Annotated in this window: 17 protein-coding genes; 15 read left to right on the top strand and 2 right to left on the bottom strand. The window is 42.3% G+C overall.

What is annotated here, in order from left to right:
* Positions 1–518: 518 nt before the first annotated feature.
* The 5 genes from BUA53_RS09585 (at position 519) to BUA53_RS09565 (ending at position 5,921) form a co-directional block, all read left to right on the top strand.
* Positions 519–2,936 (top strand): ABC transporter permease, encoded by a 2,418-nt coding sequence (locus BUA53_RS09585; RefSeq protein WP_072835160.1) that lies wholly within the window; start codon positions 519–521, stop codon positions 2,934–2,936.
* Positions 2,937–3,133: 197 nt separating this feature from the next.
* Positions 3,134–3,697: a DUF4256 domain-containing protein gene (locus tag BUA53_RS09580; protein WP_072835159.1), complete on the top strand. Its 564-nt coding sequence runs from the start codon at positions 3,134–3,136 to the stop codon at positions 3,695–3,697.
* Positions 3,698–3,724: 27 nt separating this feature from the next.
* Positions 3,725–4,225 (top strand): VOC family protein, encoded by a 501-nt coding sequence (locus BUA53_RS09575; protein WP_072835158.1) that lies wholly within the window; start codon positions 3,725–3,727, stop codon positions 4,223–4,225.
* A gap of 77 nt (positions 4,226–4,302) precedes the next feature.
* Positions 4,303–5,064 (top strand): class I SAM-dependent methyltransferase, encoded by a 762-nt coding sequence (locus BUA53_RS09570; RefSeq protein ID WP_072835157.1) that lies wholly within the window; start codon positions 4,303–4,305, stop codon positions 5,062–5,064.
* 77 nt (positions 5,065–5,141) lie between these two features.
* Entirely contained in the window at positions 5,142–5,921 is a 780-nt protein-coding gene (locus BUA53_RS09565) for an RMD1 family protein (protein WP_072835156.1), read from the top strand.
* Between the two features lie 107 nt (positions 5,922–6,028).
* On the opposite strand, the gene BUA53_RS09560 is transcribed toward BUA53_RS09565, so the two are convergent.
* Positions 6,029–6,652: a class I SAM-dependent methyltransferase gene (locus tag BUA53_RS09560; RefSeq protein ID WP_072835155.1), complete on the bottom strand. Its 624-nt coding sequence runs from the start codon at positions 6,650–6,652 to the stop codon at positions 6,029–6,031.
* Between the two features lie 172 nt (positions 6,653–6,824).
* Between BUA53_RS09560 and BUA53_RS09555 the strand changes: the two genes are divergently transcribed.
* The gene (locus BUA53_RS09555; RefSeq protein WP_072835154.1) at positions 6,825–7,682 is read left to right on the top strand and encodes a polysaccharide deacetylase family protein; all 858 of its coding nucleotides are present in this window, start codon (positions 6,825–6,827) and stop codon (positions 7,680–7,682) included.
* A 153-nt stretch (positions 7,683–7,835) separates the two neighbouring features.
* Here BUA53_RS09555 and BUA53_RS09550 read toward each other — a convergent pair whose 3' ends face one another.
* Complete coding sequence (locus BUA53_RS09550) at positions 7,836–8,993, bottom strand: M23 family metallopeptidase (protein WP_217652970.1); 1,158 nt, start codon at positions 8,991–8,993, stop codon at positions 7,836–7,838.
* A 156-nt stretch (positions 8,994–9,149) separates the two neighbouring features.
* On the opposite strand from BUA53_RS09550, the gene BUA53_RS09545 reads away from it, so the two are divergent.
* The 9 genes from BUA53_RS09545 to BUA53_RS09505 all read left to right on the top strand — a co-directional run bounded on the left by BUA53_RS09545 (position 9,150) and on the right by BUA53_RS09505 (position 18,833).
* Positions 9,150–10,004, top strand: coding sequence for a GNAT family N-acetyltransferase (locus BUA53_RS09545; protein ID WP_139256398.1), 855 nt, complete (start codon positions 9,150–9,152; stop codon positions 10,002–10,004).
* 46 nt (positions 10,005–10,050) lie between these two features.
* The gene (locus BUA53_RS09540) at positions 10,051–11,118 is read left to right on the top strand and encodes a WD40 repeat domain-containing protein (RefSeq protein WP_072835151.1); all 1,068 of its coding nucleotides are present in this window, start codon (positions 10,051–10,053) and stop codon (positions 11,116–11,118) included.
* A gap of 95 nt (positions 11,119–11,213) precedes the next feature.
* Positions 11,214–11,654, top strand: coding sequence for a helix-turn-helix domain-containing protein (locus tag BUA53_RS09535; protein WP_072835150.1), 441 nt, complete (start codon positions 11,214–11,216; stop codon positions 11,652–11,654).
* Positions 11,655–11,692: 38 nt separating this feature from the next.
* Entirely contained in the window at positions 11,693–12,115 is a 423-nt protein-coding gene (locus BUA53_RS09530; RefSeq protein WP_072835149.1) for a VOC family protein, read from the top strand.
* 119 nt (positions 12,116–12,234) lie between these two features.
* Complete coding sequence (locus BUA53_RS09525) at positions 12,235–14,706, top strand: M1 family metallopeptidase (protein WP_072835148.1); 2,472 nt, start codon at positions 12,235–12,237, stop codon at positions 14,704–14,706.
* A 376-nt stretch (positions 14,707–15,082) separates the two neighbouring features.
* Entirely contained in the window at positions 15,083–15,829 is a 747-nt protein-coding gene (locus tag BUA53_RS09520; protein ID WP_072835299.1) for a DUF3108 domain-containing protein, read from the top strand.
* Between the two features lie 69 nt (positions 15,830–15,898).
* Complete coding sequence (locus BUA53_RS09515; protein WP_072835147.1) at positions 15,899–16,759, top strand: alpha/beta fold hydrolase; 861 nt, start codon at positions 15,899–15,901, stop codon at positions 16,757–16,759.
* 133 nt (positions 16,760–16,892) lie between these two features.
* On the top strand, positions 16,893–18,398 hold the full coding sequence (locus BUA53_RS09510; protein WP_072835146.1) for a pyridoxal phosphate-dependent decarboxylase family protein: 1,506 nt from the start codon (positions 16,893–16,895) through the stop codon (positions 18,396–18,398).
* Between the two features lie 33 nt (positions 18,399–18,431).
* Positions 18,432–18,833 carry a hypothetical protein gene (locus tag BUA53_RS09505; protein WP_072835145.1) on the top strand — a complete coding sequence of 134 codons (402 nt, stop codon included), beginning with the start codon at positions 18,432–18,434 and terminating at the stop codon, positions 18,831–18,833.
* Position 18,834 lies beyond the last annotated feature (1 nt).

Raw genomic sequence — 18,834 nt, 5'->3', positions numbered from 1 at the left:
ACATTAAAAAATTGGCCATTGATCGTTACGAATGAAGCATTCCCTTTCCGCGTCCTAAAATATAACCGGTGTAAAGTAAGCCTCTACGAACCATTCTGCTTCATCATTGAAATTCCTTGTACTATTCTCCAGGCTGTGAACTCCCGACTTTCTATTGGTTTCTCCCAGCATTGTCCCATACATCAGCCAAAGATATCCCGAGGATGTCCCGACTCTTATAGTGTCGGCTTATCGTCGGCTTATCCTTGGGATATCCTCGGGACATCCTCGGGATATCCCATCCTTTTCTGGGGGTGTCTTGTACTGAAAAAACTTTACAGTGATTGGGACTGATACAGGTCTGGCTTTACCCTGTTTCACAATTTTTCGGATTTAGCTTTAGGAATAAATGTGAGGGTTTTTGATGGTTACAAAACCTGGCATACTTGCCAGTCATCATCAATATTTGCCAATTACGAAAGTATTCGTTGCAATGACGGTAAAGGCTGTTAATCTTACTTATAAGAAACATCTTTCCTATGCTTCAGAACTATTTTAAAATGGCATGGCGGAATGCAATTCGCCAGAGGGGATATGCAGGAATTAACATACTTGGCCTGGCTATTGGCATGGCATCCTGCCTGTTGATATTGCAATATGTTTCCTTCGAACTAAGCTTTGAAAATTTCCAGGTGAACAAAGACCGCATCTACAGGGTGCAACAGGATCGCTATGATAAAGGTATTTTAAGTACCCGCTGGGCAGCTGGTGCCTATGCTGCCGGAAATTCTTTTAAGGATGCCATTCCTGAAATTGAAGATTATGTAAAACTGGTTGGCCGCGGTCCGCTACTGACAGAACTGGGTAACCAGCCATTAAAAATTGAAAAGCCATTTTTCGCCAGTGCTTCTTTTTTTAAAGTTTTTACATTTCCACTTATATCAGGCCAGGCAGCAACAGCTTTGCAGGAACCTTTTACTGCAGCCCTTTCAGAAACGACAGCAAGAAATATTTTCGGAACTACGGATGTCATTGGCAAAACGTTCCGTGTAAATAAGGAGCAAAATTATACCGTTACTGCAGTGTATAAAGATGCGCCTGTGAATACACAGGTACGCCCTGACATATTGCTTTCCTATTCCAGCTATATTAAAATGATGGGGCCTGAAAACAACCCGGAGACCGCCTGGTTATGGGATGGATGCCTGACCTATTTATTGCTACGTCATGGTGCTGATCCCTCGGTGGTACAGTCAAAGTTTCCGCAGATTGTAGAAAAGGCTGTAGGTGCTGACCTAAAGAAATATAATGCTTCTGTTACTTACACTTTGCAACCATTAAAGGACATTCACCTTTATTCCAATTACATGGGAGAGCCCGCGCCCAATGGGGATGGTAAAACGGTGTACCTTTTATTGGCAATTGCTTTTTTTATTGTCATCATTGCCTGGGTCAATTACATTAACCTGGCCACTGCCAGGGCCATCAACCGGGCTAAGGAAGTGGGGATACGTAAGGCTATTGGCTCCAGCAGGAAGCAACTGATCTTTCAGTTCCTGTCTGAATCTGCTTTACTGAATGTCGCTGCAGTTATACTATCAATAATTATAGTTTTAGTAAGCATTCCAGGGTTTAATGCATTATCGGGACAGGACCTTTCTTTCTCCTTATTTCTCAAAGGGGATTTTTGGCTGGGATTAATTGGTCTATACTGCATTGGTGTTTTCCTTTCAGGTTTGTACCCGGCATTTGTTTTATCTGGTTTTAAACCTATCCTGGTATTAAAAGGTAAAATGGTGAGCACCACATCAGGTAATGTATTGCGCAAATCCCTGGTAGTATTCCAATTCGCCGCTTCGCTTTTTTTATTGATAGGTACCCTGGTGGTATATAAGCAGATCCAGTTCATGCGTAAGCAATCCCTCGGTATCAATATTGACCAAACGCTTGTTATCAATAAACCATTGGTGGGGCGGGATTCTACCTATATGCAGCGAATGAAGGCCTTTAAACAGCGACTGGTTAGTCAAACAGGAATTACGAATGCAACGGTATCGACAAGTATTCCCGGGGAACCGGTGGATTGGAATGCAGGAGGTATCAAACTGGTGGGTGCCGATGAATCAACACAAAAGCAATACAGGGTGATAGGGGTGGATTATGATTTTTTAAAGATCTATGGATTGAAGCTGATCGCAGGCCGTGCTTTTTCAAAAGACTATGGTGATGATGCTCATAATGTGATCTACAACAGGAGTGCCGTGGAATTATTAGGCTTTCATCAACCTGAGGAAGCCATAGGTAAAAGAATAGATTTTTGGGGGGAACAATATACTATCAGTGGGGTAGTGGAAGACTTTCACCAGCAATCTTTACGTGAAGCGTATGAACCGCTGATCCTACGGCTTATACCAGATGTCTCGGGGTATACTTCCATAAAAACTACTGCGCAGAGTTCTTCACAAACCATTGCAACAATTAAATCCCTGTGGCAGGAATTTTTCCCCGGCAATACCTTTGACTATTTCTTCCTGGACGATCATTTTGATCAGCAGTATAAGGCAGATCAACGTTTTGGCCAGACCTTCCTGCTATTTACCTTGCTGGCCATTTTAGTGGCATGTATGGGTTTATTTGGATTGGCCTCTTTTACCACCTTGCAACGAACCAAGGAAATAGGAATCAGGAAGGTATTGGGAGCTTCTGTAACTGATATACTCAGGTTGTTGTACCGAGAGTTTGCACTGCTGGTGCTGATTGCCTTCCTGTTAGCAACTCCTATTGCACTGATCAGTGTATCGAAGTGGTTGCAGGGTTATGCTTTCCGTACTTCCATTCATTGGACCTACCTGGCCTTGCCTTTTATCGCCATCATAATCATTTCATTAATGACTGTGAGTTTTCAATCTATCAAGGCTGCTATTGCCAACCCGGTAAAAAGTTTGCGAACGGAATAGACAACTAAAAAGGTACTTGCTGAATGGGGGTTTATGTCAGCATGGTTTTTAAAATAAGTGACCGGATTAACTTTACTATGCTTCATTATTGCTAAATTTCATTACATAATTTCAACTGAAGATACCTGTCAACTACGATGTAGTTTTAGAACAGGTGATGGCAAGTGAATAAGCAAATCGGGTAAAAGAATTTTGTCATGGCCAGTAAAAAGATGATATCTGAAAAAGAAGGCGCTCAGATTTTGAAGGTATTGAAAAGCCGTTTTGAGAAACACAGGAACCGGCATAATGGTATTGAATGGTCCGCCGTTCAGGCCAGGCTGGAAGCTAACAGGGAAAAGCTATGGTCGCTCCAGCAAATGGAAGCAACGGGTGGTGAACCGGATGTGGTAGGACAGGATAAAAAGACCGGCGAATACCTGTTTTATGACTGTTCAGTGGAAAGTCCTAAGGGCCGCAGAAGCTTGTGTTACGACAGGGAAGCACTGGATTCAAGAAAAGAATTTAAACCCGCAAATAATGCAGTAGATAGGGCGGCAGCCATGGGTATTGAACTGTTAACAGAGGAACAGTATCGGATGTTACAGGAATTCGGAAAATTTGATTTGAAAACCTCCAGTTGGATACTAACTCCTGCTCCCATCAGAAAGCTCGGTGGTGCCATCTTTGCTGATTTCCGGTATGACCATGTCTTTATTTACCATAATGGAGCATCGTCTTATTATGCAGCCAGGGGATTTCGCGGGGCACTGAGAGTGTAATTTTTTTTCAGGTCTTACCTTTATCATATGGACCTACATCCAGATTATACCATTCCGGGGCAAACCCGTATCGGGCATGTGCACCTGAAAGTATCAAACCTGCAACGGTCCCTTGACTTTTATTGCGGTTTGCTAGGGTTTCAAATCACTACTACATATGGCAAAGATGCAGCCTTTATATCGGCGGGAGGTTACCATCACCATATTGGCCTGAATACCTGGTACAGTAAGGATGCACCCCCTGCACCAGGAAGGTCACCGGGCTTGTTTCATACTGCCATTTTGTATCCTACCAGGAAAGACCTTGCCGCTATATTACAGCGCTTGCACCAGCATCACTATCCACTGATAGGTGCTTCTGATCATGGGGTTTCGGAAGCATTGTACCTGGATGACCCGGATAAGAACGGGGTGGAATTGTATTGGGACAGGCCAAAGGAACAATGGCCCGCCAAACCAGATGGTTCTTTGGATATGTACACCAAACCATTGGACCTTAAGGATCTATTGAATGAACTAAATAAATAGTCATCAAGGGCGCATTGGGCTTCATTTCCTTGTGGAATAGTTGTCAACCAGTATACTCCTAAACGAAAGTAAATTTTATGCAGTTCAAAGATCATTTTTCAAAGCAGGCAGGCATTTATTCTAAATACCGACCGGGGTATCCTGAGGAGCTGTATAGTTATTTGTCATCACTATCAGCAAGCCATGAATTGGCCTGGGATTGCGGCACAGGAAACGGCCAGGCTGCGATCGGCTTGGCATCGCATTTCAAAAAAGTAATTGGCACAGATCCAAGTAGCGAGCAAATCAACTATGCCTTTATAAAAGAGAATGTAGAATACAGGGTGGAGAAAGCTGAGCAAACTTCCCTGCCCGACTCTTCAGCAGACCTGGTGACTATAGCCAATGCATTGCACTGGTTCGATTTTGATCAATTCTACCCTGAAGTGAAAAGAATATTGAAACCAGGTGGTGTCATCGCGGCTTGGGCCTATGTGCCGCCAACTATATCTCCGGAGATCGACCCGTTCATTCATCATTTTCATGATGTGGAACTGGATGATTACTGGATCGCTGAAAACCGGTATGCTGAAGCTGGATACAAAACAATTCCCTTTCCTTTCCCGGAAATACAGGCACCAGCATTTCAATCTAAAAAAGAAATGACCCTATTTGATTTCAGGGAATACCTCTGTACCTGGTCTGCTGTTCAAAGGTTTATGAATACCAACCATTATGATCCAACTGAAGCCTTTATCTCAAAGCTTTTACCGGCTTGGGGTGATCCTTTATCAGTGAAGGAAGTCTCATGGGACCTGGTGCTTAAAATAGGTGTGAATAAAAATGGTGCAAATCGATAAGCACTCTTGCAGTTATACATGGCCGTTTGGATCCGGCTGATTTAGATTGTTTAATTTTAGGTAGGGAAACACGGGTCATGTTACAGAAAGTGGTTTCATACCAGGTTGCTGATTCAATCGATGTAAAACGGTTCAGTTCGGGATTCTCTGGAGAGTTGGTGTACCACGATCAATCGGAACTGTTTTACAAGACAGGGATGGAGCAGTATGTATACGTTTTTAAGTATGGAGCTGTTTGTTTTTTAAACTATGGAATCAAGGAGATCGAATCATTTCTTCAACTCATCTATCCTTATTGCAAAAATCTTTTCGAAAACAGCCTGACAGATGAATTCCTTGTGCAGACAGAAGCAAAGGAGGTCAAAGTGGGTTTTAACCAGATAGAGATCCCTTCAGCTAATATTGAGGTACTGCGGCTTGTAATGATGAATGTATCACAATCCGTAGCCCTTGATTATTATGAAGAACAAACAAGTAAACTGCTGGAAGAAACCAATACTCATACACAAACGTTGGTAAACAAGGGAAGGTTGGGACTTTCAGGTAAATATTTAAAAGTGTTTATCGGCAAGACGCTACTATTGCGCAACCGTATTGCGGAGAACATCTATGTGTTTGATTCTCCGCCGGAGACCTGGGAGAACGAAACCCTGAACAGGATAGATGGAGAGTTGAAACGGACCTTCGACCTCCAGGTACGGGTGAGAACCATTCATGAAGGATTAAACATTATCAAAGACAACCTTGAACTTTTCAGGACCTTAATGCAGCATCGTTATAGCAGCATGCTGGAATGGATAGTGATCATACTGATCTTGTTTGAAGTGGTGAACCTTGTGATAGAAAAACTATTTTAGACCGTTTCTTGTTTATGGTTTATTGTTCCTTGTTCTTTAGGTGGAATTATTCTTTTTCTCAGCAGTCAAACTTTTATTTCGAATTGCGTAAACCTGAAGTTTACCGCTTATTGCTTCCGGCCCAGGAACCTGATCACAGAACCAAGCCCGTTATGGTAAATTCCTTCATGGAGCAAAATCTCAGATTCCTTTAGTTCTATAATATTATAGTTCATAAAATCAGATTTGATCTCTTCAACAGAAAATAAAGATTCTATGTCTCTTGGTCCTCCAACATTTTCATTTTTCGCTATGTAGTCTATATGAGTTTTACTGAACGCCTCGAAAATTACTGTTCCGCCTTTGCGCAAATATTTATCAAGCGCCATGTGAATGGCTGATTTGATTGCAGGTGGAAAATGTGCATAGATCAAGGCAATGGCGTCAAATTGTTCGTCTTGATAATTTAAAGTTTCTAATTCTCCAATTTGGTAATCAATTAATACATTGTTTTTTTGGGCGAGTTGCAGTGCTTTCTTTTGCCCTTCCCTGCTAATGTCATATGCTGATACAGACCAGCCAAGTTGTGCCGCATACACGGCATTTCGTCCTTCTCCTTCTGCTGGGAAAAGAATCTTTCCCGGAACTAGTCTTTCCAATTGCTCTTTCAAAAAAGCGTTAGGTTGTTCGCCATAAGCAAATTCTTTATCTCTATATCTATCATTCCATTTGCTTGTCCAGTTTTCTGCCATTTTCCTGGTTTGTGGTCATCAAATTTAATTCGATTATTACTTACTGAAGTCTTTATTAAGATCATCCTTAGTGACTTATAGATCCCGTATCTTGCTATGGGCAGTATTTCGAGTCTTCTTTAAGTTGGCATGCCCCGGTAATAACATATTTGATCCCGGTTAATATATTTTCATGAAGAGATTATTATTTGCTGCAGTTTTTTTATCAATAGCGATAATGGGTAATACGCAACCAAATAAAATTCGTTTGTTGGTTAGGGGTGATGATATGGGTTATACCCATTCCGGTAATGAAGCGTTGATCAAATCCTATAACCAAGGAATAGAAAGATCTATAGAAGTGATTGTCCCCTCGCCCTGGTTTCCTGAGGCAGTGAAACTATTAAAGGAAAACCCGGGTGTTGATGTGGGTGTGCACCTGGCCATCACCAGCGAATGGGAGAATATTAAATGGCGGCCATTGACAGTTGCTGCCTCAATTAAAGATAGTAATGGCTATTTCTTTCCTATGGTGCAACCAAACAAGAACTACCCTGGCCAGTCATTAAAGGAAAACCATTGGAACATATCTGATATTGAGAAGGAGTTTAAGGCCCAGATAGAGTTGGCACTCAAACTTATCCCGCGCATCAGCCATGTATCTTCTCATATGTGGTGCACAGAACTGTCGCCTGAAGTGGCAACTATGACCAGACGCCTGGCAAAAGAATATAAGATCGATATTGACCTTGATGAAAATGGAGTCATTTATACAGGGTATGATGGTCCTTCGGGCACCAGTGAAGAAAAGATAACAAGCTTCCTTAAAGGATTAGAAAAGTTGAAGCCCGGTAAAACCTATTGGTTCATAGACCATCCAGGATTTGATAACGAGGAATTAAAGGCAGTGTATCATATAGGCTATGAAAAAGTGGCTAAAGACCGCCAGGGAGTTACTAACCTGTTTACCAGCGACAAGGTGAAAGCTTATATCAAAAAGAAGAACATTGTGCTGATAGGGTACAGAGATCTGCCAATTAAAAACAAGTAACAGGCATACTGGCAATATGCGTGGTTTCTGGTTTTTTGATTTTGGTTTCTTGTTCTTTAGGCATAAGAGCTATAATTATATACAGTCTTTTTAAAGGTCAATATTAATAGCAGGTATTTCTTTAAAAGTAGCTTTAGATGGTAGCGACAATCGTCAGGATCTTTTTGATCCGACATCTTTGGAACTTGCAATAGCATTATTAGATCTTACAGGACCTTTAATGAGTTGCACTGCATTCAACGGCACGATCACCTGTTGCCCATCCGGAAGTTCAGCAATATATCCCTTCGTTTGAAGTGCTAAGGGTACTAATAGTGTATTGGCAATTAAAATGCTTCCATCACTGGCTTTATCTTTTTTAATCACCTTTAAATAACCGGACAAAGATCTGTAAGCCAGGTCGGGTGCTGACTGCATCTCTTTGTTTACAAAAGGCAAAGGATTAATTGGACCATTGGAAGTGTAAACCCCAAAATGGAGGTGCGAAGGCGTATGCCTGGCATTGCCGGTGTTCCCTACCAGTCCAAGCACGTCACCTTTTTTAACTGTCTGTCCCTGTTCCACCAGTTGTTTGTCAAGGTGGGCATAATAGAGATAAATATCCTTATCATTGACCTTCATCCATACGGACTTACCGCCTAATCCTCCTTCTTTTACTCCTGTCACGACTCCATCAGTAGCTGCAATAGCTGGTGAGCCTTTTTTGGCGAAAATATCAATGCCTTCATGCTTTCTTTTTCCTCCATCACGCCTGTCACCCCAGATGCTTTCAACCCGGGCTTTGGGATCCGTAACTGGAAATCCAAGCGAAGGGTTAATGGAAATGGTAAGACTGTATTCCCCTGTGCGGAACAATTCAGGTTGCAGCCTTAAAATATATTTACCGGTTTCCGCAATGTCAAAGCTGAATTGGGTGCTGCTGGTATCTATAGAAAGTACAGGATCTTTGGAACTGCCGGACTTAAACAGGTCGGTATAGAGCATTAGTGCCGGATCATTTTTGCGATTTAATGAAAAGCTGATCCGCTCTCCAGCCTGGGCATTAAACTCCAAACCTAAAGCACGGGCTTTATCTGCATGAAAATATCCTTGTTGCCGGTAGGGAAGGTCAATAGCAATTGGATTGATAAGGGCTTTTTGAGAAGCTGCCAGCCATTGCCTGCCTTCAGGCGTTTTGTCCAGGTCCCTGTCATCCAGTTTATCTGCATATTGTTCGTGGGGTGTCTTTTTTCCAAAAATGCCCTTGATCGGTGAACTACAGGCGATAGCCATTACAGCTATGAACAGAAATAAGGTGGATGTATTTTTCATAGTCAGTGCGCCCTCTTCAGCAAAGCTGAAGCCGGAAATAGTGAAGGAATTATTAAGGATTAACACTTGACAGGCTTAAAAGGCTCGCTATCCCTGATAACAACCATCCTTCCATGCAGGTTCTTTCCGGATCGCCATGCGGTTTATTTTGTGGGTATGATCATAAGGAATCTGGATAATTGTTCCGTGGAGGATATAACGGCTGCATTTAATGAAGCTTTCAGTGATTATTTTATTCCACTTCAATTCACATCAGAAACAATGAAGGCCAAGATGAAGGCCGAAAATATACTTATGCGTTATTCTGTTGGAGCTTTTGAGGGTGACCGGCTGGTTGGCTTCATCCTGCATGGCTATGACAAGATTAATGAAGAGAGAACCATATATAATGCCGGGACAGGTGTCATTCCTGCTTTCAGGGGAAAGGATCTGACTATGGATATGTACCATTATGCGCTCATTCATTTGCAAAAGGAGGGTATTTACTCACATGTGCTGGAAGTGATCGATACTAACCTGGCTGCGATGAAACAATATTTTAAAATGGGGTTTTCTATTTCCAGAAAACTGGGTGCTTTCAGGACATCTGCTACTGTGCCTGGAAATGTATTGTACACAATCAGCCAGGTGAATGTGGATTATATAACAATGGAATTTTCTGATTGCATTCCGGCCTGGCAGAATTCTTTAGCCAGTATCCGCAGGTGCAGGGAAGGACACAGTTTCCCCGGTATCTATATGGATGGTCAACTTGTAGCCTATGCTGTTTTTGTTCCATCCACAGGCAGGGTGAAGCAATGCGCTGTTCATCCGCAATGGAGACAAAAGGGTTTGGGCAGGTCACTGATCAGTCACATGATGGAACAGAGTGAAAAGGGGGAATTGGTATTTACCAATATTGACGAAGGATATACACAAGGGATTCATTTCCTGGAAGCCCTTGGGTTTACAAAATTTTTGAGTCTATACGAAATGAAGATGCGGATGCAGAACTGCAACTCCAAACCATAAAATATCAACCAGATCAATTCAATCCTTACCAGGTAAACAACTTATCATGATTAAAAAATCAAACAATAAGAAGAAGAGATGGCTGCCATATCTTTTATTGCCTTTGGCAGCGATACTATTGGTCCTGACCTATTACCAGTTCTTTTACAGATCGCCCCGGGTAGATAATGGGTTATTGAAGCCAGGTCTTTCATTCACGGGGCATAGGCATGTAGTAACTGCTGTCAGGTTTATCCCCAATGATTCCTTTCTTGTCAGTGCCAGTGTAGACAGCACCATACAATTGTGGAGCCGGATAACCGGTAGCATTGTACATAAAATTAGTCAGCCATCTGGCATTGCCTATATGGATCTGAGCGAGGATGGCCAATACGTGGTAACAGGTAGCTATGATTCAAAAGTCAGAATATTTAGATTACAGGATGGTGCATTTATTAAGGAGTTTGCCGGGCACAAGGGAACAGTATGGACTGTGGCATTCAGCCCTGATGGTAAGAAGATAGCCAGTGCGGGCGATGACCTTGTCGTCAGGATATGGGATGTAAATACAGGCCGGTTACTACACCAGTTGCCGGGGCATCAAAGAATCATCTGGTCAGTGAGGTTTAGTCCTGATGCCACCAAACTGGCATCCTGCAGCTTTGACAAAACCTTTAAGATCTGGAATGTGGCAGATGGGAAATTGATATTGAATAATACTTCACATTCCGAAACTGTGGTGGACGTAAGTTTCAGTCATGATGGAAAGATGCTTGCCAGTACCAGTGATGATAAAACCATAAAGCTTTGGAATACCAGCGGCTGGAGTTTGGCCAGGACTATGATGGTGGCGGAACATGTGCAGGCTGTAGCTTTTAGCCCTGACGACCAGTTGCTGTTGACAGGTGGAAGGGATAAACCCATGATCGGAGAATTATTGCAAAATTTCCTGGGCGATTCAAGAATCAATAAAGGTGTTTCTGCAAGGATCTGGAAGGTTAATGATGGGGCATTACTTCAAACATTTGCTCATCATGCCAATGATGTAAATGATGTAGCCTTTAGTCATAATGGTCGATACATTGCCACAGCCAGTGCTGATAAAACTGTTGACCTGTGGTACTTCACCAGGTGAACCCTGCCATTCGTTTATAGATCATACGGAAACAATCCTTCCCTGAATATTGTAACTTCATAAACTACATTTATTACATTATTAATTTCCAGGTGATGTATCCGAAAATGTATCTATACAAAAGGATCGTTCAGTCCAGGCTTTTTATTGACAGCCATTATGCTGAGGCTATTGACCTGGATAATATTGCCGATGAAGCCTTATTTTCCAGGTTTCACTTTATCCGGCTTTTCAGTTCTATTTTTGGCCAGACACCGCACCAATACCTGACCAGCCTGCGGATTGAAAAATCAAAGGAACTGTTGCGTGCTGGTGAATCCGTTAGCAGCACATGTTTTGCTGTTGGCTTTGAAAGCCTGGGATCATTTACTTCCCTTTTCAAAAGACGCACCGGTCAAAACCCTTCCTTATATCGCAGGCAAATGATGGAAAGGGAAGACACGATCAAACAGAACCCATTGCATTTTATTCCAGGTTGTTTTGCTGAACAAAAAGGTTGGAAGAATAGCAATTTTGAAGAAATGAAAGCTTGTTAAGTTTCCCAATTTGCAGTTTCAACTTTAAATCAATTATTATGATCACGAAAATGAATCACGTCAGCATTTTTGTATTGAACCAGGATAGCGCTTATGATTTTTATGTAAATAAGCTTGGTTTCAAAGTGCATACAGATGCAGCCATGGGTCCGGGAATGCGTTGGCTGACTGTCTGTCCTCCTGGCCAACCCGAACTGGAGATTACGCTTATGGCTATTGATGAAGGCATGATGTTCAAGGGGGAAGCAGCAGCTCAAATGAGGGACTTGGTAAAGAAGGGAACATTTGGCTTTGGAGTTTTTGAATGTGATGACCTGAAGGCCACTTATGAGGAACTTAAGGCCAAAGGTGTGGAATTTAAAAAGCCTCCCACCAAAGAATTCTATGGATATGAGGCATTGTTCCTTGACGACTCAGGCAACTGGTTCTCCCTGGGCGAAAGGAGTAAGACCACTTCTTAAAACAGGGGTGTAAGGAAATCTGTATATATGAAAACCTTCCATATACAGGTTTCACCTTTTGTCAAAAATATGGGGATGCCCATCCATAAACCTTAGATTTGCCACACTAAAAATGTATCATGAAACGATATGCCCTGCTAAGTTTTTGCCTTTTAAGTCTATCAATTGCCTTTTCACAAGAGGCTCCAAAAGAAGTTTCGAAGGAATACCGTGCCACCCCTGAGAAGATCAATGACCTGGTTCATACTAAACTGGATGCTCATTTTGATTACTCCAAATCCCAGTTGAACGGTAAGGTCTGGATCACCCTGAAACCTCATTTTTATCCCACCGATTCTCTAGCCCTTGATGCAAAGGCAATGGATATTAAATCTGTGTCGCTTGTAAAAGGAACAAAGAACAGTCCCTTAAAATACACCTACAATGGCTGGGTGCTGAATATCAGGCTCGATAAAATGTATAAGGGCGGAGAGCAGTACACAATTTATATTGACTACACCGCCAAGCCTAATGAATTTACAGGCAAAGGCAGTTCGGCTATTACCGATGCCAAGGGCCTGTACTTTATCAACCCGCTGGGTAAAGACAAGAATAAACCCACACAGATATGGACACAGGGCGAAACAGAAGCAACCTCAGTTTGGGTGCCCACCATTGACAAGCCTAATCAAAAAACGACTGACGAGATCATCATGACCGTGCCGGCAAAATACGTTACACTCAGTAATGGTAAACTTGTTAGCCAGAAAATTAATAAAGATGGCACCCGCACTGATGACTGGAAAATGGACCAGCCTCATTCCCCTTACCTGTTTTTTATGGGTGTAGGTGATTATGCAGTGATAAAAGATAAATACAAAGACAAGGAAGTAAACTATTACGTGGAAAAGGAGTATGCTCCGGTTGCCCGCAAGATATTTGGATTGACTCCTCAAATGATCGCCTTGTTCTCCCGTCTAACCGGTGTTGATTTTCCCTGGGTTAAATATTCCCAGATCGTTGGCCGGGACTATGTGAGTGGTGCAATGGAAAATACAACAGCTACGCTACACCAGGAATCTGCACAACAGGATGCCAGGGAATTGACAGATGGCAACCGCTGGGAAGAAGTCATTGCCCATGAACTGTTTCACCAATGGTTTGGTGACTATGTAACTGCAGAAAGCTGGAGCAACATTACAATGAATGAATCTTTTGCCACCCTGGGATCACAGTTGTGGAATGAATTTAAGTATGGTAAAGATGAAGCTTATGCAGAACGCTATGGTTCGCTGCAGGGATATTACAACAGCAATAGTGAAAAGAAGAACCTGGTCCGTTTTCATTACAATAGCCAGGAAGATGTATTTGATGGGGTGAGCTATAATAAAGGCGGAGGCATATTGCAAATGTTGCGCAACTATGTAGGTGATAGTGCGTTCTTTAAATCTTTGAATCTTTACCTGAACACCAATAAATACAAGAATGGTGAAGCGCAGCAACTGCGTTTGGCTTTTGAAGAAGTAACCGGTAAGGATTTGAATTGGTTCTTTAACCAATGGTACTATGGCAATGGCCATCCCAAACTTAATGTATCAAGCAATTACGATGCGGCCGCCAGGCAGGTAAATATGGTAGTGGAGCAAACACAGGATAGCAATAATTTATTTACAATACCCGTAAGTGTGGATGTGTGGACAGGAAATAAGCCTACCCGTTATACAGTGTGGGTAAAAGACAAGGCTGATACTTTTGCCTTTCCTGCTGCCACCCAGCCCCAGTGGGTTAGTTTTGATGCCGATAAGATCCTGGTAGCACAACGTACGGAGAATAAATCGCTGGATGAATATGCTTTCCAGTATGCTCACGCAAAGAATTATATTGACAGGAGAGAGGCAATTGATGTGGCAGCTAAAAATCAAGCCGAAAGAACTGCAGCGCAAATCCTGGAAATGGGTATGAAGGATCCTTTTGCAGGTTTGCGCAGCTATGCCATCAGCAAGCTGGAAATGCAGAAAGAGCAGGTACGGTCAATGGCTGAACCATTACTGTTTGAAATTGTACAGAAAGATAAAAGCCGTCCGGTAAAGGCTGCAGCCATCTCCAAATTAGGAGATCTGAAATCAGCTAAGTATAAAAGTCTATTCCAGGCATCTGTAAATGATTCTTCCTATACTGTTTCGGGCAATAGCCTGGAAGCCCTTGCAAAGATCGACAGCGTGGCTGCTTTCTCTGAAGCCAAACGCCTGATGTCACAACCTGCTAAAGGGAAACTGGGAAGTGCCATCACTAAAATATTGATCAAATATGGTGATGAAAGTTCTGCTGAGGTGATACTGAAGAATTTTGAAGATATGCCATTGAGCCAGGGTAAGTTTGAAGCCATCAGGCCACTGGTTGATTTCCTTGGCAAAGTAAAATCTCCGTCTACTTTTAAAAGAGGTGTTGATGATATCCTTAACTTAGTAGCCCAGGTTCCGGAATCATTCCGTGACCAGGTAGCTGGTTTTGTGGAAGGATTACTGCGCAATGTTCAAAAACAAAAAACTGCCAACGGCCAATCTGAGCTGGCAGAATACATTGAAAGTAGTTTATCAAAAAAGGCATTCTGATCATTTGGTTATATAGTAACAAGCCATCTCTTAGGAGGTGGCTTTTTTTATGGGGAAAGTCAAAAGGCAAAATTAAAAAGTAAAAAAGCTTAGATCGGTCGTATTGGTTGTAGCAGTGATTATTTTTCGGGTTTGGATATTCGATTATAGTTCAGTCTGCCATCAGTTACCCATATATACTGTCATCCCGAGGTACGAGGCATCTGTGATAACTTTTTAAGCTGCAATCGAAAATAGTAGGCTGCCTGACCTTGGTAAATGCTAAACGTAATATTATATAAGCGCATAACCAACGTTGTTATACAAGTCTTGCATAATTACATAAACGGTAGTGGCTGCTATTGACCTGCGCATAGTTTTGCGGAAAAATAATAAGATGAAGTTCCTGGTTTTAGTTGTTTTTGGTTTGTTCATACAAGTTAATATTAATGCACAGGTAGATACTATCAATACCGGCAATCATAAATTAAATGTTTCGGCCTTAAAGGAAGGAAAATCATCCTATGCTGTATACTTTGAAGATAGTCTTGGCAACCGTATTTCCAGCGCCGACATCTGGGATAGGACCATTCATTTTACTACCAACGCGGAAGGAATGGCTATTTACCAGTTTGAATGGAATTGGTTTAAAAAGGACACTATGATAGCACATATTGTAGCCACTGGTGACCGAACCAGTTTAACGCCTTTCACCCATAAGGCTGAATATGTAAGAAGACCACCACTGAGCTTTGCTTTTGCCAATGGGGTAGTTACAGTGCCAGCAGGTGACAGGCGCACAACTGCTGATAGTGCCTTCAATGTGCCGCTTGGTAACCCGGCATTTGAATTTCCAATGGACCTGGAGATATTTCCACTGCTTCCTTTCAAAAAGCCAGGGCAGCAATTCGCCATCGCTTTTTATGAACCGGGGACAAAGAAATCAGATTATTATAAACTGACAGTAACAGGAAAGGACAAACTTTCATTGCCGGGGGGATCAAAGTTGACTTGCTGGTTGTTGCGTATTGATTATGCTCCTGGCAGCTATGCTACATTCTGGATCACCGATCAGACAAGAGAGGTTGTTAAAATGCAAGAGTATTACAAGGGCCGGTACAGGTACAAAGTAAAACTGTATTGATGATTAGACACTTAGTGAAGAGCCGGAATTTCCGGCTCTTCTTTTTAAGAATTGGAGTAACTTAAAAGAATGAACGCAAAACCAATTCTGCTGTTAGCGGTTATTATTTCCTTTGGAATATGTGCTGCAGGTCAATCTTCAGGAGTGTCTCCTTTTGACACTACTATATATGGGAAGAATACAAAGGTGGGCAAGTATGCAAAGATCCGTGGCATCAACATGTACTACGAGACATATGGCAAGGGTGAGCCTTTGCTTATCATTCATGGTAATGGAGGATCTATCAACAACTTCCTATACCAGGTACCCTATTTTTCAAAAAATTATAAGGTGATACTGGCAGATAGCAGGGCACAGGGAAAGTCGGTTGATTCTGGTGATTCACTGAGCTATGAAATGATGGCTGATGACCTTAACGCCTTGCTGGATAACCTGCGCCTCGATTCCTGTTACGTCATTGGCTGGAGTGATGGAGGTATCAATGGTTTATTGCTTGCCATACGTCATCCCGATAAAGTAAAAAAGCTTGCCGTAACGGGTGCCAATCTATGGCCTGATACAACGGCTGTTGACCCATTTGTTTATAATTGGGCCATGCATTACAATGATACATTGACTAAAATGGAACAAACCCCACAGATAAAAAATGCCCGAAAGCTCGCGCATTTATTATCCTATGAACCACATATCAGTTTGGAACAATTGCATACTATCCAATGCCCTACGCTTGTTATTGGTGGTGACCATGATGTATTGCTGCCCAGGCACACCTTGCTCATAGCAGAATCAATACCTAAATCTTATTTATGGATACTGCCCAACTCCGGGCACTCCACACCTATATATTATAAAGACCAGTTCAATGCAACCGTAGCAGAGTTTTTTAAAAAGCCCTACCGGGTTATAGAAAAGGAAGGACGGTTTAATTAGGGTTATACCTGGTCCTTGTTATTTATGCACTCATGCGTTTGCAGTATCGGGGTTCCAGGTAAAACAAGATTGGGTTAAAAACTCTATAAACAATAGTTAATGTACCCTTTTTATTAAGCATTAAATTTTCATTATGACCAATAAGCGCCATGCTCCCATAGAAATTGACAATGAAGAATTCAGAAAAGCCGGGCATAAGTTAATTGATACCATCGCGGATTTCCTCGGTACCATACAGCAAAAGCCGGTAACAACAGGCGAAACATCCAAAGCATTACAGGCGTTGCTGGGTATGGCCTCACTGCCGGCTGATGGAACTTCCCCGGAGCATATTATTGACAAAGCATCTGCATTATTACTGGATCATTCCCTGTTCAATGGACATCCAAAATTCTTTGGCTATATCACTTCATCGCCTGCGCCTATTGGAGCCCTGGCGGACCTCCTTGCAGCTATTGTCAATCCAAACGTTGGAGCACAGGTGTTAAGCCCTATGGCTACACAAATTGAATTGCAAACCATTCAATGGCTGTCAGAATTTATTGGTGTTCCCTCCACCTATGGCGGTATCCTGGTAAGTGGCGGCAACATGGCTAATTTCACTGCATTCGTTACTGCCAGAACTATAAAGGCTCCAAAGAAGATTAAATCAGGAGGTATTGCTGAAGAGGATAAACTGGTTGTCTATTGTTCAAAAGCTACGCATACCTGGATTGAAAAAGCGGCTGTATTGTTTGGTCTTGGTTCCAATGCCATTCACTGGGTGGAAACTAGTGCTGATAATAAAATGAAAGTAGAGGCATTGGAGCGGATGATACAAAAAGACCTGCAGGATGGTTGCAGACCCATTATGGTGATTGGCAATGCAGGTGATGTTAGCACAGGTGCTGTTGATGATTTGCAGGACCTGTCTGCCATCTGCAAAAAATATGAACTATGGTTTCATATTGATGGTGCCTATGGTATTCCCGCAGCTGTATTACCAGAATTAAAGGACATGTTTGCAGGGGTTGATGGTGCTGACTCTATAGCCCTTGATCCGCACAAATGGTTGTATAGTCCATTAGAAGCGGGGTGCACCCTGGTAAAAGATCCCAATCACCTCATAGAAACATATAGTTCACATCCTGTGTATTACAACTTTTCTTCTACCGTGGAGCGTACACACAATTTCTATGAATATGGATTCCAGAACTCCAGGGGTTTCAGGGCGCTCAAAGTGTGGATGTCATTGCTGCAGGTAGGACGAAATGGTTACGAACAAATGATCCGGGAGGATATTGAATTATCAAAATTGATGTATGCCCTGGTTGATGCACATGCCGAACTGGAGGCAATGACACAAAGCTTAAGTATTGCTACATTCAGGTATGTGCCGGCGAATGTCAAAACAATAGATAACAAAGAAGATTATTTAAATCGTCTAAATGAATCCTTGCTAAATGAATTGCAGCAGGGAGGCCAGGTGTTTTTATCAAATGCGGTGATAGGAGAAAAGTACTGCCTGCGTGCCTGCATTGTCAATTTCAGAACTTCAAGGGAAGATATTGAGCAGGTAGTACAAATTATCGTGGCTGCCGGCAAAAAAGTTCACAAGGCATTAATGGAAAAACCTGCTATAAATAGTCAAGGCGCTTAATTCCTATTTATTCTCTAATGAACCTTATTACATATGGAACCAATGGATGCTAATACAAGTCATGAGCACCTGTCAGGTAATGCAGTAACATGGCCGGCTGAACTTGATGCCTTGCGTGCAGACCCCCGTCATCACAGGCTGTTATTTGAAAATGAAATTGTAAGGGTGTTGGATACCCTAATACAACCTGGAGATATTACAGAGCTTCACACACACTGTTTTGCCGCAGCTTTGTACGTTGTTAGCTGGTCAGACTTCATACGGTATGATGAGAAAGGAAATGTGATACTCGATTCCAGGTCGCTTTCAAAAACCCCGGAACCCAACACTGCATTATGGACGTCTGCCATAGACCCTCACAGGTTAAGGAATGTGGGTACCGCTCCCTTACACATCATCAGTACAGAGCTGAAACTTTACCATGAAACTGTATAGG

Origin of the sequence: Flavisolibacter ginsengisoli DSM 18119 (assembly GCF_900129295.1) — a bacterium.
In the GTDB taxonomy this organism is placed as follows: Bacteria; Bacteroidota; Bacteroidia; order Chitinophagales; family Chitinophagaceae; genus Flavisolibacter; species Flavisolibacter ginsengisoli.
The sequence above is the reverse complement of the archived record's forward strand: the minus strand, read 5'-3'. Positions and strand labels throughout refer to the sequence as shown.

Bases quoted from the DNA above. Each gene is read 5' to 3' on its own strand.
- BUA53_RS09570 (WP_072835157.1), top strand. From the start codon at position 4,303: ATGCAGTTCAAAGATCATTTTTCAAAGCAGGCAGGCATTTATTCTAAA.
- BUA53_RS09545 (WP_139256398.1), top strand. From the start codon at position 9,150: ATGATCATAAGGAATCTGGATAATTGTTCCGTGGAGGATATAACGGCT.
- BUA53_RS09510 (WP_072835146.1), top strand. From the start codon at position 16,893: ATGACCAATAAGCGCCATGCTCCCATAGAAATTGACAATGAAGAATTC.
- BUA53_RS09520 (WP_072835299.1), top strand. From the start codon at position 15,083: ATGAAGTTCCTGGTTTTAGTTGTTTTTGGTTTGTTCATACAAGTTAAT.
- BUA53_RS09535 (WP_072835150.1), top strand. From the start codon at position 11,214: ATGTATCCGAAAATGTATCTATACAAAAGGATCGTTCAGTCCAGGCTT.
- BUA53_RS09540 (WP_072835151.1), top strand. From the start codon at position 10,051: ATGATTAAAAAATCAAACAATAAGAAGAAGAGATGGCTGCCATATCTT.
- BUA53_RS09575 (WP_072835158.1), top strand. From the start codon at position 3,725: ATGGACCTACATCCAGATTATACCATTCCGGGGCAAACCCGTATCGGG.
- BUA53_RS09525 (WP_072835148.1), top strand. From the start codon at position 12,235: ATGAAACGATATGCCCTGCTAAGTTTTTGCCTTTTAAGTCTATCAATT.
- BUA53_RS09530 (WP_072835149.1), top strand. From the start codon at position 11,693: ATGATCACGAAAATGAATCACGTCAGCATTTTTGTATTGAACCAGGAT.
- BUA53_RS09565 (WP_072835156.1), top strand. From the start codon at position 5,142: ATGTTACAGAAAGTGGTTTCATACCAGGTTGCTGATTCAATCGATGTA.
- BUA53_RS09515 (WP_072835147.1), top strand. From the start codon at position 15,899: ATGAACGCAAAACCAATTCTGCTGTTAGCGGTTATTATTTCCTTTGGA.
- BUA53_RS09585 (WP_072835160.1), top strand. From the start codon at position 519: ATGCTTCAGAACTATTTTAAAATGGCATGGCGGAATGCAATTCGCCAG.
- BUA53_RS09560 (WP_072835155.1), bottom strand. From the start codon at position 6,652: ATGGCAGAAAACTGGACAAGCAAATGGAATGATAGATATAGAGATAAA.
- BUA53_RS09580 (WP_072835159.1), top strand. From the start codon at position 3,134: ATGGCCAGTAAAAAGATGATATCTGAAAAAGAAGGCGCTCAGATTTTG.
- BUA53_RS09550 (WP_217652970.1), bottom strand. From the start codon at position 8,993: ATGAAAAATACATCCACCTTATTTCTGTTCATAGCTGTAATGGCTATC.
- BUA53_RS09505 (WP_072835145.1), top strand. From the start codon at position 18,432: ATGGAACCAATGGATGCTAATACAAGTCATGAGCACCTGTCAGGTAAT.
- BUA53_RS09555 (WP_072835154.1), top strand. From the start codon at position 6,825: ATGAAGAGATTATTATTTGCTGCAGTTTTTTTATCAATAGCGATAATG.